Origin of the sequence: Nocardia australiensis, from assembly GCF_020733705.1 — a bacterium.
GTDB classification, from domain to species: Bacteria; Actinomycetota; Actinomycetes; order Mycobacteriales; family Mycobacteriaceae; genus Nocardia; species Nocardia australiensis.
Map to the genome: position 1 here is coordinate 522374 of NZ_JAJFZM010000002.1, position 11787 is coordinate 534160.

13 protein-coding genes are annotated in these 11787 nt (G+C 63.2%); 9 read left to right on the plus strand and 4 right to left on the minus strand.

Annotated features, from left to right (window positions below):
* Positions 1-66: 66 nt before the first annotated feature.
* Complete coding sequence (locus LKE06_RS17225; protein WP_228000190.1) at positions 67-1209, minus strand: acyl-CoA dehydrogenase family protein; 1143 nt, start codon at positions 1207-1209, stop codon at positions 67-69.
* Between the two features lie 203 nt (positions 1210-1412).
* Between LKE06_RS17225 and LKE06_RS17230 the strand changes: the two genes are divergently transcribed.
* Positions 1413-1961: a TetR/AcrR family transcriptional regulator gene (locus LKE06_RS17230; RefSeq protein ID WP_228000653.1), complete on the plus strand. Its 549-nt coding sequence runs from the start codon at positions 1413-1415 to the stop codon at positions 1959-1961.
* On the opposite strand, the gene LKE06_RS33220 is transcribed toward LKE06_RS17230, so the two are convergent.
* Positions 1871-2179: a hypothetical protein gene (locus LKE06_RS33220; RefSeq protein WP_372477389.1), complete on the minus strand. Its 309-nt coding sequence runs from the start codon at positions 2177-2179 to the stop codon at positions 1871-1873. The genes LKE06_RS17230 and LKE06_RS33220 overlap by 91 nt on opposite strands.
* Before the next feature lie 220 nt (positions 2180-2399).
* Here LKE06_RS33220 and pruA point away from each other — a divergent pair, with 220 nt between their 5' ends.
* From pruA to LKE06_RS17270, 8 genes are all read left to right on the plus strand, one after another.
* Positions 2400-4058 (plus strand): L-glutamate gamma-semialdehyde dehydrogenase, encoded by a 1659-nt coding sequence (gene pruA, locus LKE06_RS17235; protein WP_228000192.1) that lies wholly within the window; start codon positions 2400-2402, stop codon positions 4056-4058.
* A complete protein-coding gene (locus LKE06_RS17240; protein WP_228000194.1) occupies positions 4058-5023 on the plus strand; it encodes a proline dehydrogenase family protein in 966 nt (321 codons plus the stop codon). The genes pruA and LKE06_RS17240 overlap by 1 nt, the downstream gene beginning before the upstream one ends.
* Before the next feature lie 178 nt (positions 5024-5201).
* A complete protein-coding gene (locus LKE06_RS17245) occupies positions 5202-6104 on the plus strand; it encodes a substrate-binding periplasmic protein (RefSeq protein ID WP_228000196.1) in 903 nt (300 codons plus the stop codon).
* A gap of 6 nt (positions 6105-6110) precedes the next feature.
* The gene (locus tag LKE06_RS17250) at positions 6111-6839 is read left to right on the plus strand and encodes an amino acid ABC transporter permease (RefSeq protein WP_228000198.1); all 729 of its coding nucleotides are present in this window, start codon (positions 6111-6113) and stop codon (positions 6837-6839) included.
* A 68-nt stretch (positions 6840-6907) separates the two neighbouring features.
* Complete coding sequence (locus LKE06_RS17255) at positions 6908-7714, plus strand: amino acid ABC transporter ATP-binding protein (RefSeq protein ID WP_228000200.1); 807 nt, start codon at positions 6908-6910, stop codon at positions 7712-7714.
* Between the two features lie 73 nt (positions 7715-7787).
* On the plus strand, positions 7788-8807 hold the full coding sequence (locus tag LKE06_RS17260) for a proline racemase family protein (RefSeq protein WP_228000201.1): 1020 nt from the start codon (positions 7788-7790) through the stop codon (positions 8805-8807).
* Entirely contained in the window at positions 8804-9760 is a 957-nt protein-coding gene (locus LKE06_RS17265) for an ornithine cyclodeaminase family protein (RefSeq protein WP_228000202.1), read from the plus strand. The genes LKE06_RS17260 and LKE06_RS17265 overlap by 4 nt, the downstream gene beginning before the upstream one ends.
* 76 nt (positions 9761-9836) lie before the next feature.
* Positions 9837-10520: a GntR family transcriptional regulator gene (locus tag LKE06_RS17270; protein WP_228000204.1), complete on the plus strand. Its 684-nt coding sequence runs from the start codon at positions 9837-9839 to the stop codon at positions 10518-10520.
* 101 nt (positions 10521-10621) lie between these two features.
* Here the strand turns inward: LKE06_RS17270 and LKE06_RS17275 are convergent, their stop codons facing one another.
* Together LKE06_RS17275 and LKE06_RS17280 are read right to left on the minus strand one after the other, a co-directional pair.
* The gene (locus tag LKE06_RS17275; protein ID WP_228000205.1) at positions 10622-11257 is read right to left on the minus strand and encodes an ester cyclase; all 636 of its coding nucleotides are present in this window, start codon (positions 11255-11257) and stop codon (positions 10622-10624) included.
* A gap of 16 nt (positions 11258-11273) precedes the next feature.
* Complete coding sequence (locus LKE06_RS17280) at positions 11274-11777, minus strand: WKL family lipoprotein (RefSeq protein ID WP_228000207.1); 504 nt, start codon at positions 11775-11777, stop codon at positions 11274-11276.
* Positions 11778-11787: the final 10 nt, after the last annotated feature.

Sequence of the window (11787 nt, forward strand, 5' to 3'; positions counted from 1 at the left end):
CTGCCTCCTTGATGCGTCGGATTGTGGACGTCGAAGTGCCTGAAGCGCCCCGAGTGCGGTTTGGCGTCAGGCGCGTGCCAGCGTCTGCTTGGCGATGATGTCGAGCTGAATCTCGTCGGCACCGCCTCCGATACGGAGGATGCGCATGTCGCGGTAGTGGCGGGCCACCTCGGACTCCTCGACGAAGCCTGAACCCCCGAGTAGTTGAACCGCGTTGTCAACGATCCGAGAGGTGGTGTTCGGAACGTAGTACTTGGCCATCGCGACCGTGTTCGCCGATTCGGGATTCCGGTCACGCAGCTGTTCGGCTGCGTGGTAGGTCAACAGGCGAGCGGTCTCGAGATCGATGTGCATCTGGGCGAGGCGGTGGCGAACGGCCTGACGGTCGATGAGACGCCCACCGAAAGCGGTTCGATTGGTCACGTAGTCGGTGGCGATCCGGATGCTCTCGACCGCATGCCCCAAGCCCATCGCAGCGAGAACGATGCGCTCCAACTGGAACGCACCCATGATCTGATAGAAGCCGCGCCCGGTCTGACCCAGGACGGCGCTCTCCGGTACCTCGACATCATCGAGAATGACCTCACGAGTATCCGACGAGTGCCAGCCCATCTTGGGCAGCGGGGCACCGACGGAAAGGCCGGGCGTTCCGGCCTCGACCAGGAAAGTCGTGATACCCCGATGCCCCGCCTCAGGATCGGTCTTTGCCGCGACGATAATCACGTCGGCGATACCGGCGTTCGTGATAAACATCTTCCGGCCGTTGATGCGGAAGCCGGAGTCCGTGCGGATTGCCCGTGACGAGATTCCCGCGACATCCGAGCCTGCACCCGGCTCAGTTACCGCGATGGCAGCGATCTTCTGTCCCGCGGCAATGGCCGCGGCATATGTGTCGAGCTGTTCGGGTGTGCCGTAGTGGACAATATGTGTCCCTGCCATGTAAGCGCTCACGTGGGCGCTCACCGCAATCCCGCCGCTGGCGCGACTGAGCTCCTCGGCTACGAGTGCGACAGCGAGTTCATCCTGGCCGCTTCCACCGTATTCCTCCGGTGTCATCAGCCCGAGCAGACGGGCTTTGCCCATCTCGGACCATAGAGCCTTCGGTGGGTGCCCCTGCGCCTCGGCCTCGGCCACCACAGGGCGGACGTACTTGCGGGTGAAGCCTTCACACGATTCCTGGAAGGCGCGGTACTCGGGCGTTAAAGTCAAGGCCATCTCTCCTAATTTCCCGACCGGTCGGTAAAGTCACCGTAAGTGATGACGCCCACATGGTCAAGGCCTGTTCGGGTTGTGAGTGCCTGCATCGTCAGGATCATTACGCTGAGCGGTACAGAGGGCAGTGACGTATAGAGGAAAGGTGATTAGTGGCGACGTTGGGAAGACCAAGTCACGCCGCTGAGCAACGCGAGCGGGTGCTCGCAGGAGCCGCGGAGATCTTCAGTCGACAGGGGTACCGCGCTACCACAATGAGTGAGATCGCAAAGGTGGTGGGACTCTCCAAGCCCACGCTGTACCACTACTTCCGCAACAAGGAAGAGCTGCTCAGCCGCCTGTACGAGGACGTGATGAACGAGTCCCTCTCGAACGCCCACCGCATCGAGAGCACGGTTGCGGATCCACTGGGCGCACTTCGAGAACTCATCGCCTACCGAGTCCGCTACACGTGCGAGAACCAGGCGATTCATAAGGTCTTCTTCGAGGAAGAGGAGGAATTGCCGCCCGAGTTGCTCCACTCCGTTCTCGATATGCGCACACAGTTCGAGGACGTGATGAAGAGCCTGGTCAGTCGGCACCTCGAAAGCACCGGCCGGTCCTTGAATGTCTCGAAGACCGTCTACGTGAATACGTGCCTCGGAGCGGCCAACTGGGTCTATAAATGGTACGACCCCGCCGGCCCGCTCGAGCCCGCACAATTGGGGCAGGACGTGGCTGAGCTGGTTCTGCTACCACTGTTGACCTGACGGTTACGGACACACAGTCGATGGTTGTCCAGTAGCGCCAGCGGGCTGTCGGCGCCCTCGAGGGTGTCGCCAATGGCGACGACGGAAACGAGAGTGCGGAACAGGGCGTCGGTGTCGATGGCGAACAGTTCCGGGCGCGGGTAGTCCTGGACGAGCTCGAGCAGCGCCACAGCATATTCGGGCGATCCGCAACGCTGCGGCGGCGTCGCGGACGTCACCAACGCCGCGACGCTGCTCGCTGACGTGTATCGAGCGAGGCAATGGATCCATCTCCAAGGGATCGGGAACGAACGGGTTTGGCCAACCGTACAAACACATTGGGTCGAAATTAGTGCGCTCGGCTCATTGCTGATGGCTTTCGCTGGCGTTGACTGCTGCGTAGTCAGTCGCGGCTCTTCGTCTCGCCGCCCCGCATCACCCCATCAGCCAGGAGGCACCATGGACGCCGTCACGACCACTCCTCGACCGGTCAACGAGCCGGTCGGATCGTTCGCCCCGGGCAGCGCCGAACGTGCGAGGCTGCGGGCGAAGCTGGCTGAACTGAGCTCGAATCCGACCGAGGTCCACCATGTCATCGGCGGTGAGCACCGGCGCAGCGTCGGCCCGGCCATCGACGTGGTTCAGCCGCACCAGCACGCTGCCGTCCTCGGCACTTTCACCAAAGCCAGCGCGCAGGACATTCAGGACGCGGTAGCCGCCGCGACCAACGCCGCTCCGGCCTGGCGGGCGCTGCCGTTCGAGGATCGGGCCGCGGTATTCCTCCGTGCGGCCGACTTGTTGTCCGGGCCGTGGCGTGAAACCCTCTCCGCGGCGACGATGCTCGGCCAGTCGAAGACGGCCTATCAAGCGGAGATCGACACCCCGTGCGAGCTGATCGACTTCTGGCGGTTCAACGTCCACTTCGCTCGCCAGATCCTCGCCGACCAGCCGATCTCCTCGCCTGGGGTGTGGAACAAACTCGAATATCGCCCTCTAGAGGGCTTCGTATACGCCGTCACGCCGTTCAATTTCTCCGCCATCGCCGGTAACCTGCCGACAGCCCCGGCCCTGATGGGAAACACCGTGGTGTGGAAGCCCTCGCAGACCCAGGCAATCGCCGCGTACTGGACGATCAAGCTCCTCGAAGCCGCCGGCCTGCCTGCGGGCGTGATCAACCTTGTCAACGGATCCGGCGCCGAGGTATCCGACGTCGTGCTGGCCGACCCCCGCCTGGCAGGGATCCATTTCACCGGATCGACAGCGACCTTCCAACATCTGTGGCAGCAGGTCGGCAGCAACATCTCCCTGTACCACACCTACCCACGCCTGGTCGGCGAGACCGGCGGCAAGGACTTCGTCCTGGCACACAGCTCCGCCGACCCCGATACGCTGACCACCGCCCTGCTGCGGGGCGCCTTCGACTACCAGGGGCAGAAGTGCTCGGCTGCCTCACGAGCCTTCATTCCCTCGTCGGTGTGGGCGAAGATGGGCAGCGACCTGATCGATAAGGCGTCCGCGCTGTGCTACGGCGACGTCACCGACTTTTCGAAATTCGGTGGCGCGGTCATCGACAAGCGAGCCTTCGACCGCAACGCCGCCGCCATCGCGCGCGCGAAGTCCACGTCGAGCCTGACAATCGCCGCAGGCGGGGATGTCGACGACAGCGTCGGCTACTTCGTCGATCCGACCATTCTGCTCGGCGACGACCCGACCGATGACGCGTTCCGGACCGAGTACTTCGGGCCGATACTTGCCGTGCACGTGTACGACGACTCCACCTCGGGTGCGTTCGACGACGCGCTCGAACTCGTCGATAAGGGCTCGGCCTACGCGCTGACCGGATCGATCATTGCCGACGACCGAACCGCCATCGCCCAGGCCGCAGAGCGCCTGCGTTTCGCGGCCGGCAACTTCTACATCAACGACAAGCCCACCGGCGCCGTCGTCGGCCAGCAGCCGTTCGGCGGTGCCCGCGCCTCGGGCACCAACGACAAGGCCGGATCCCCGCAGAACCTGTTGCGCTGGACCTCCGCGCGCACCATCAAGGAGACGTTCGTGCCGCCGACGGATCACTTCTACCCGCACCAGGCAGCCGAGACCGATATCGAGGACCAGTGATGGCATTTTCCGCCCTGCTCCGGCCAGCGTTACTGGCCGCGGCGCGCTCACCGCGCATGGAGCGCACCGTGACCAAGCTTCCGGTGACCAAGACTCTTGTGGACCGGTTCGTCGCCGGGGAGACCGAAGCCCAGGCAATCGCGGCCACCCGGTCCATCCTGAGTTCCGGTCGCTACATCAGCATCGACTACCTCGGCGAGGACACCACCGATCTCGACCAGGCCAACGACACGGTCACGCACTACTTGACACTGCTGTCATCGCTGGCGGAGCTCGCACCGTCCGCCGAGGGCAACAGCACACCGCGCAGCATCGAAGTCTCGTTGAAACTGTCTGCCCTCGGCCAGTTCCTTTCCCACGACGGGCACAAGGTCGCCTACGACAACGCCCACAAGATTTGCACTGCGGCCGAAGTAGCCGGTGCCTGGGTCACCGTGGACGCGGAGGATCATACGACCACCGACTCGACGCTGTCGATCGTGCGGGAACTGCGCCAAGACTTTCCCAGCCTCGGCACCGTCTTGCAGGCCTACCTCAAACGCACCGAAGCCGACTGCAAGGATCTGTCCGGACCGGGGTCGCGGATCCGGCTGTGCAAAGGCGCCTACAAGGAGCCCGCATCGGTGGCCTATCAGGACAAAGCGGACGTCGATGAGGCATACCTGCGTTGCCTGCGAATCCTGATGAACGGGTATGGGTACCCGATGGTCGCCTCCCACGACCCGCGCATGGTGGACGCTGCCTCGCGGCAGGCCGCTGCCACGGGACGCACGGCCGACCAATTCGAACTGCAAATGCTCTATGGCATTCGTGACCGCGAACAACTTCGCCTGATCAATGACCAACAGCATCTGCGGGTCTACCTGCCTTACGGGCAGCAGTGGTACGGCTATTTCATGCGCCGGCTCGCTGAGCGCCCCGCCAACCTGGGCTTCTTCCTCAGGTCCGTGGCCTCGAGAACATAGCGCGATTCTGGTACGGCGGGCGAGGGGTCCACCGATTTACTCGAACGCCCCAATAAGCATTGCAATGTGCAATTGCAATTGCTAGTGTGGTGCGCATCACGGCTCGAGACGGTGTCGCACCGGTTCTCCCCTTCAGCCGATGCTATACACCCCCATTTCCGCAGGAAGGTCGTTGGCCATGGCCACTGACGAACACAACGCGCATGCACGACCTGCCCGATGTGCGGCAGCGATAAGCACAGAAGTAGCGCCCAGGCCTCGCGCCCACGTTCTGTTCGCAACACTGGCGGCGATATTCGTCGCCGTAACCAGCGGATGCGCATTCTTCAAGGATCCGGGCCCGTTATCGCCGGGGGGATTCCTCGCCGAGATCCAGGATCGCGGTGAACTACGCGTCGGTGTCGCCATCGCCGCGCCGATGACTGTCATCCTGCCCGATGGGACCTATGGGGGACCGAATCTGATTCCCCTGCAAAACCTCGCCGACGAACTGGGCGTCACGATGCGAACCGTGCCCACCACATGGAACAGCATCATTCCGGGACTATTGGCCGGCCAATACGATTTCGCCGCCAACTTGGACAAGACCGAACGCCGTTCTCGTGCCATCGATTTCACCGAGCCGGTGTACACCTACCAAGGCGTATTCGTGATCAGGGCCGATGCCCCGCAGAACGCCTCCGCCGATGTCCTCGCCTCGGGCCGGCTCGTCGCGACCATTCAAGGCAATGCGTCGGAGAATGCGTTGCGCGACACCGGGGGAAACATCCTGCCCTTCGATTCATCGGCGAATTCCATTCAGGCGGTCATCGCCGGTCGTGCGGTTGCCGAATTCGTCGATCTGCCAACCGCGGAATCTCAAGTGCAGCAGGACACCAGGTTCAAGATCATCGTTCCGGATCCTCCCATCTACGACGCGCAATGCAATTACGGCATCGTCAAACAAGTCGATCAATCCTCACGCGAGCGTATCGATGCGGCGATTTCCGCAGCTCGCGCGGACAGCAGTCTGACCGAGGCTATGACGGCCGTGGGCTACTTCGAGGTCGACAACCTCGGCTCCATGCAGAAAGGATCGTGATCTCCCATGGGATCGTATTCAATCGACTGGGGCACGGTCTCTTCCGCGTTCCCGTTCATGCTCGACGGACTTTGGCTCACCCTGAAGATCACCGTGACGACCATCGTGCTCAGCATGATCATCGCGATCCCGGTCGCCGTGGCGCGAATGTCGGAAACCCGGCTCGTTCGGTACACCGCCCAGGCCTACATCGAGATCTTCCGTTGCACGCCGCTGCTGGTCCAGTTGTTCTGGATCTTCTTCGGGCTCCCGATCATCACCGGCGGCAAGTTCACCGGGTTCGTCTCAGCTGTGATCGCGTTGACGCTCAACCTCACCGCCTTCATGGCCGAGGCCTACCGCAGTGGGTTCCAGTCTGTTCCCAAAGAACAGGTCGAGGCCGCGAAAATGCTGCGTCTTTCGCCGCTTGACCAATTGGTTCACATCGTCGTTCCGCAGGCACTGCGTCAGCAGGTCCCCGTCATCCTTTCGCTCAATATCTCCATCTTCAAGGACTCGGCTCTGGTGTCCACGATCGGCGTGGCAGATCTGATGTTCACGGCCAACACCCAGGCAGCCTTGACCTACCGGCCCGTGGAGATCCTCACGCTGGCCGCGTTGATGTACTTCGGCATCGCTTTCCCGATCTCGCTGTTCACCAGCTACCTGGAACGGCGCATGAATTCACCGGTTCGTCGCGCACCGAAGCCGAAGTCGACCGTTGCCACCGCGAACATGCTGGCGACCGCATCGTGAGTACCTCATCCGACCCGGCACAACGACTCTTTCCGGCCACGGCCACCGTGACTCCGCAGGAGGACGACATGACCACCATTTCCACCGTTGCGCACCTGACGAACGGCGATGTGTCACCAGAGCCCGCCGCGAATGCGCTTGTGTCCGCTCGCGGACTGACCAAGAGCTACTTCGGTCGGACCATCCTCGACGGTGTCGATTTCGACATGCGTCGTGGCGACATCACCGTCGTGATCGGCAAGAGCGGATCCGGGAAGAGCACTCTGTTGCGTGCGATGGCCGGCCTGACCGACCCGGATTCCGGGCTCATGACCATCGACGGCACCACCGTTTTCGAGAACGGTCACCGCACCGAAGCGTGGAAGAAAGAAAGCGCCGAGGTCGGGATGGTGTTCCAGACCTACACCCTCTGGCCGCACATGAATGTCTTCCAGAACCTTACCCTCGCGCCGCGAAAGGTCTTGCGTCAGAAGAAGGACGAGTTGCGTGCCCGCGCGGAGGCCGCGCTCAGCGAGGTCGGAATGGCCGACCATATCGACAGCCGGTGTACCGAACTGTCGGGTGGCGAGCGTCAACGTGTCGCGATCGCTCGCGCGTTGATGATGAAGCCGAAACTCATCCTGTGCGACGAGATTACCTCGGCTCTCGATCCCCCTGTCGCTGCCGAAGTCCTCGGTGTCCTGACCCGGCTCAAGCAGGAGGAGGGGATCGCTGTCGCCCTCGTCACCCACGACATGGCGTTCGCCTCCAAGGCGGCCGACCGGCTGGTGTTCTTCTCCAACGGCCGGATCCGCGTGGACACCACCCCGGATCTTGCCTTCAACTCCTGTGACGACCCCGAACTCGCCAAGTTCGTCGATGCGGTGCGCTTCTGACAATCCACACAGAAAGCTTGGTGCACAACGTGTCCCACCCTGCAAAAACTCCGAGAATCGAGTCGAGTACAGCATGAGCAACTTCACGATTTCGACCGTCGATTACCACACCGGCGGTGAACCCTTCCGGATCGTCGCCGATCCTTCCGTCGCTATCGAGGGCGCCACTGTCGCCGACCGCCGAATGTTCGCCATCGACAACTCGGAGGTGGACAATCTGCGCAAGCTACTGTGCTTCGAGCCGCGCGGGCACGCGGATATGTACGGCGGATTCATCACCCCACCCGACGACCCCGGCGCCGACCTCGGGGTGCTGTTCTGGCACAAGGACGGATTCTCGACCGCCTGCGGGCACGGAACGATCGCCCTGGGCGTCTGGGCGATACAGACCGGTCGCGTCGCTCTCGATCCGTCCGGAACGACCGACGTCGTGATCGATGTCCCGTCCGGACGAGTGACCGCCCGCGTGTACTCCACCGGTCAACAGATCACCGGAGTCGACTTCGTGAACGTTCCCAGTTATCGGCTCGACGAGCAGGTCACGGTGTCCACCTCCAGAGGAGAGGTAGCCGTGGACATCAGCTTCGGAGGTGCGATTTACGCGCAACTGGACGCGGCAAGTGTCGGTCTGGCTGTGCGACCCGAACACTACTCGGACCTGATCGCGATCGGTCGAGAAGTGAAGTGGGCATTGAACGACACCGAACACGCCCGCCACCCGGTCGACGATCGGCTCAGCGGAATCTACGGCACCATCCTGTTCGACGATCTCGGCACCGACCACGAGGGCAACCCCCACCAGCGCAATATCACCGTCTTCGCCGACGGCGAGGTCGACCGCTCACCATGCGGCTCGGGAACCTGCGCCCGCGTGGCGACCCTGGCCTCGACCGGAGCGCTCAAACCCGGTCAGAAGTTCATCCACGATTCGATCGTCGGCACCCGCTTCCACGCCCGCATCGTCGAGGAATCGACCGTGGCCGGCCACCCGGCCGTCATCCCCGAAGTCACCGGGATGGCATACCGGACTGGAGAACACCGCTTCGAAATCGACCCTGCCGACGAGCTCGGCACGGGTTTCGTGCTGCGATGAGCGCGGCCATCACCTACGTCGGACCAGATGAGATCTTCGAACTCCTCCCTCCGGCGAAAGCTGTCGAAGCAATCGAAGCGGCACTGCACAACGGTGTGAACCCGGCCGAGGATCCCCCTCGCACCATGACCGAGGTCCGCAACGGCCAGTTCCTGACCATGCCGTCCGACATCGGCGTGAGCGCGGGGGTCAAGATCGCGACCGTCGCACCGAACAACCCGGGCTCCGGGCTGCCGCGCATCCAGGGCCTCTATGTGCTGTGCGACTCCACCACCCTGACTCCGACCGCACTGCTCGACGGGCCGGCACTCACAACCTCGAGAACGCCCGCCGTGTCTGTCGCCGCGGTGAAGTCCGCGCTCACACGAAGGACGACACCGGTGAAGATGGTGGTCTTCGGCGCGGGTCCGCAAGCAGTCGGACACGCCGAAACGGTCACCGCAGCACTCGCGGGAGTCCGCGGCATGGCAGGCATCACCTACGTCGTGCGCCGCCCGCTGAACTATTCCGGCCTCATCACTTCTGGTGTAGCCGTGGTGGGTAGCGATTCGAGCGAATCCCGGACCGCGGTACGGGAAGCGGATGTGATCGTGTGCGCGACCACCGCCAGCGAGCCCCTGTTCGATTCCGCATTGATCCGGGATGACGCGGTGGTGATCGCCGTCGGGTCGCATGAGCCGGGTGTCCGAGAGATCGACTCCGCGCTGTGCGGTCGGGCACAGGTCGTCGTCGAAGACGTCGACACAGCCCTGCGAGAATGCGGTGACATCGTCATGGCGATCGATGAGCACGCCATCACAGCTGAGCAGCTTTTGCCGATGCGTGATGTCGTCACCGGGCAGATCACGCTCGCCGATGACCGGCCGGTCTTCTTCAAGGGCTCCGGCATGTCGTGGGAGGATCTGGTGGTCGCGCAGGCGGTATGTGATCAGTTGTCGATCCAGCGGATGTAAGCCTCACCTGAACCTGCTATTACAATATGAAGTTGTATGAGTTGTGCCTCGTTAGCACCAGGAAGCGGGTGGGCAGATGGCAATCGGCGAGTTGACCTTGAAGTCCGTACCTTCGAGGACGACGTTGCGTGGGCAGGTGGCCGAAGCGTTGCGCTCGGCTTTGATCACCGGCGAGATGAAGCCCGGGATGGTGTATCCCGCGCCGGTCATTGCCGCGCAGCTGGGTGTGTCGGCCACTCCGGTTCGTGAAGCCATGCTCGATCTGGTGCGCGAAGGGATGGTCGAGGTCGTCCGGAACACCGGGTTCCGGGTCACCGAGTTGACCAACGCCGAACTCGACAACCTCGCGGAACTGCGCTTGCTGATCGAAGTGCCGATCATGGGAGCCGTCGCCGAAGCGTGCGAGGGACAGATGGCGCTCGACGTCGCCGAGCTCCGTCCTCTCGCACGCCAACTCGTCGAGGCCGCCGAGGAGGTCGACCTCGGCACCTATGTCCAGCTGGACACGGAATTTCACACTCGTTTCCTAGCACTACACGGAAATTCCAAGATCGTCGACGAAGTGCGCCGACTCCGCAGCTACAGCCGCCTCTATGGTCTCGAATCACTCGCTGCTACAAGCAATCTCGTAACAACGACCGCCGAACACGAACAGATGATCGACCTCGCACTGGCGCGGGATCGTGCGGGGATGGAGACGCTGGTCCGCACACACATCGGCCACGTACGCCGCGAATGGGCCATGCACGGCTCGTCATAGGACGCCGTGAACGATCGCGGCAAATACGATAGGGGCAGCAGCCCGGGAAAATAGCGAGAAATCCCCAGTGGCTCGGCGGAGTCGAGGCCGAGCTGGCGGCATCAGCTCCGGCCGCGGTGTCGGTGCAGGACGCGCAGCAGTGGGGCAGCAACGCGTTGCAGGCGAATCACGAGTTGGAACAGTCGGGTACGGGGAGCGGGGAGCAGGCCGACTTGCCGGGCTAGGTCGAATAGGTCGGTGGTGGTGGACCAGTGGCTGAGCAGACCGTCTCGTAGCGCGTAGATGTCGATGCCGCGGGTATCGAAATCGCGGCCGGTGGGGGCGATCCCCAAAGGGGAAGGGCCGCCACCCATATCGCCCGCGAAGGTGCCGCGCATGCGCCAGGGCGCGGCCATTCCGGTGCCGAGGATCGCGAGGTAGGGGGTGCCCGCGAGCTCGAATCGGACATCGGGGAAGGCCTGCCAAGTCATGGTGACAACCTCGCGGAGCGCGGCCTTCCCGACGAGGTGTTCACCGAACAGGGACGGATCCTCGTAGCGGACATCGTCGGTCACCAGTGCCATTACGGTGTCGAGGTCGTGCCGGTCCCACGCGTCGAGCCAGCGTACGGACCAATCTCGCCACATGATGGCTTGATCGGCAGCGCGCTCGGTGAAGGTCGATACCAGCTCGGGCATGGCCGCAGCGAGCTCGTGCGAGGTCATGCCGTCGACGAGGGTGGGCTCGAGGTTTGTCATGGTGGTGCCCCCGTGGTCAGTTGCAGGCCGTCGATGTGAGTTGTGCGTTCATGAGCATCTGGCAGGCCCAGGCTTTCTGGAGTTTCCAGCGACCGCCCTCAGCGACGAAGGGGATCGATGCCTGACCGTCCACCGGTTTGCCGTTGAGGGTGAGCGTCGCGCTGGCCTGCATCACGCCATTGCCCACGTACTCGACCGCGGTCACGGTCATTGTCACCTTGTTGGCCGTCCCGGCCTGGGTCATCTTGTCGACCAAGTCGGGATCGATATCCGCACCCTGTACTGCGCCTTCCTTCTGCTCGCGGGAGGTGTTCGGGTCCAGGGCCATCATCAGACCCGCGTTGAGATCACCCGGGCCGGGCAAGGGGATCGGCGGCTGGTCGATCGCGGCTTTCGTCGTCGATTGTGCCGCAACATGTTTCGCACTGGGGGTGTCGGAGTTGCCGCAGGCGGCCGTGGTTAGCGCCATGACGGCGCCGAGAATTATCGCCGCCACTCGGCTGCGATTGGTCCACTTCATGGATACGTTC

Coding starts and splice junctions, on each gene's coding strand:
- pruA (WP_228000192.1), top strand. CDS start 2,400: ATGGACGCCGTCACGACCACTCCTCGACCGGTCAACGAGCCGGTCGGA.
- LKE06_RS17240 (WP_228000194.1), top strand. CDS start 4,058: ATGGCATTTTCCGCCCTGCTCCGGCCAGCGTTACTGGCCGCGGCGCGC.
- LKE06_RS17245 (WP_228000196.1), top strand. CDS start 5,202: ATGGCCACTGACGAACACAACGCGCATGCACGACCTGCCCGATGTGCG.
- LKE06_RS17250 (WP_228000198.1), top strand. CDS start 6,111: ATGGGATCGTATTCAATCGACTGGGGCACGGTCTCTTCCGCGTTCCCG.
- LKE06_RS17255 (WP_228000200.1), top strand. CDS start 6,908: ATGACCACCATTTCCACCGTTGCGCACCTGACGAACGGCGATGTGTCA.
- LKE06_RS17260 (WP_228000201.1), top strand. CDS start 7,788: ATGAGCAACTTCACGATTTCGACCGTCGATTACCACACCGGCGGTGAA.
- LKE06_RS17265 (WP_228000202.1), top strand. CDS start 8,804: ATGAGCGCGGCCATCACCTACGTCGGACCAGATGAGATCTTCGAACTC.
- LKE06_RS17270 (WP_228000204.1), top strand. CDS start 9,837: ATGGCAATCGGCGAGTTGACCTTGAAGTCCGTACCTTCGAGGACGACG.
- LKE06_RS17275 (WP_228000205.1), bottom strand. CDS start 11,257: ATGACAAACCTCGAGCCCACCCTCGTCGACGGCATGACCTCGCACGAG.
- LKE06_RS17280 (WP_228000207.1), bottom strand. CDS start 11,777: ATGAAGTGGACCAATCGCAGCCGAGTGGCGGCGATAATTCTCGGCGCC.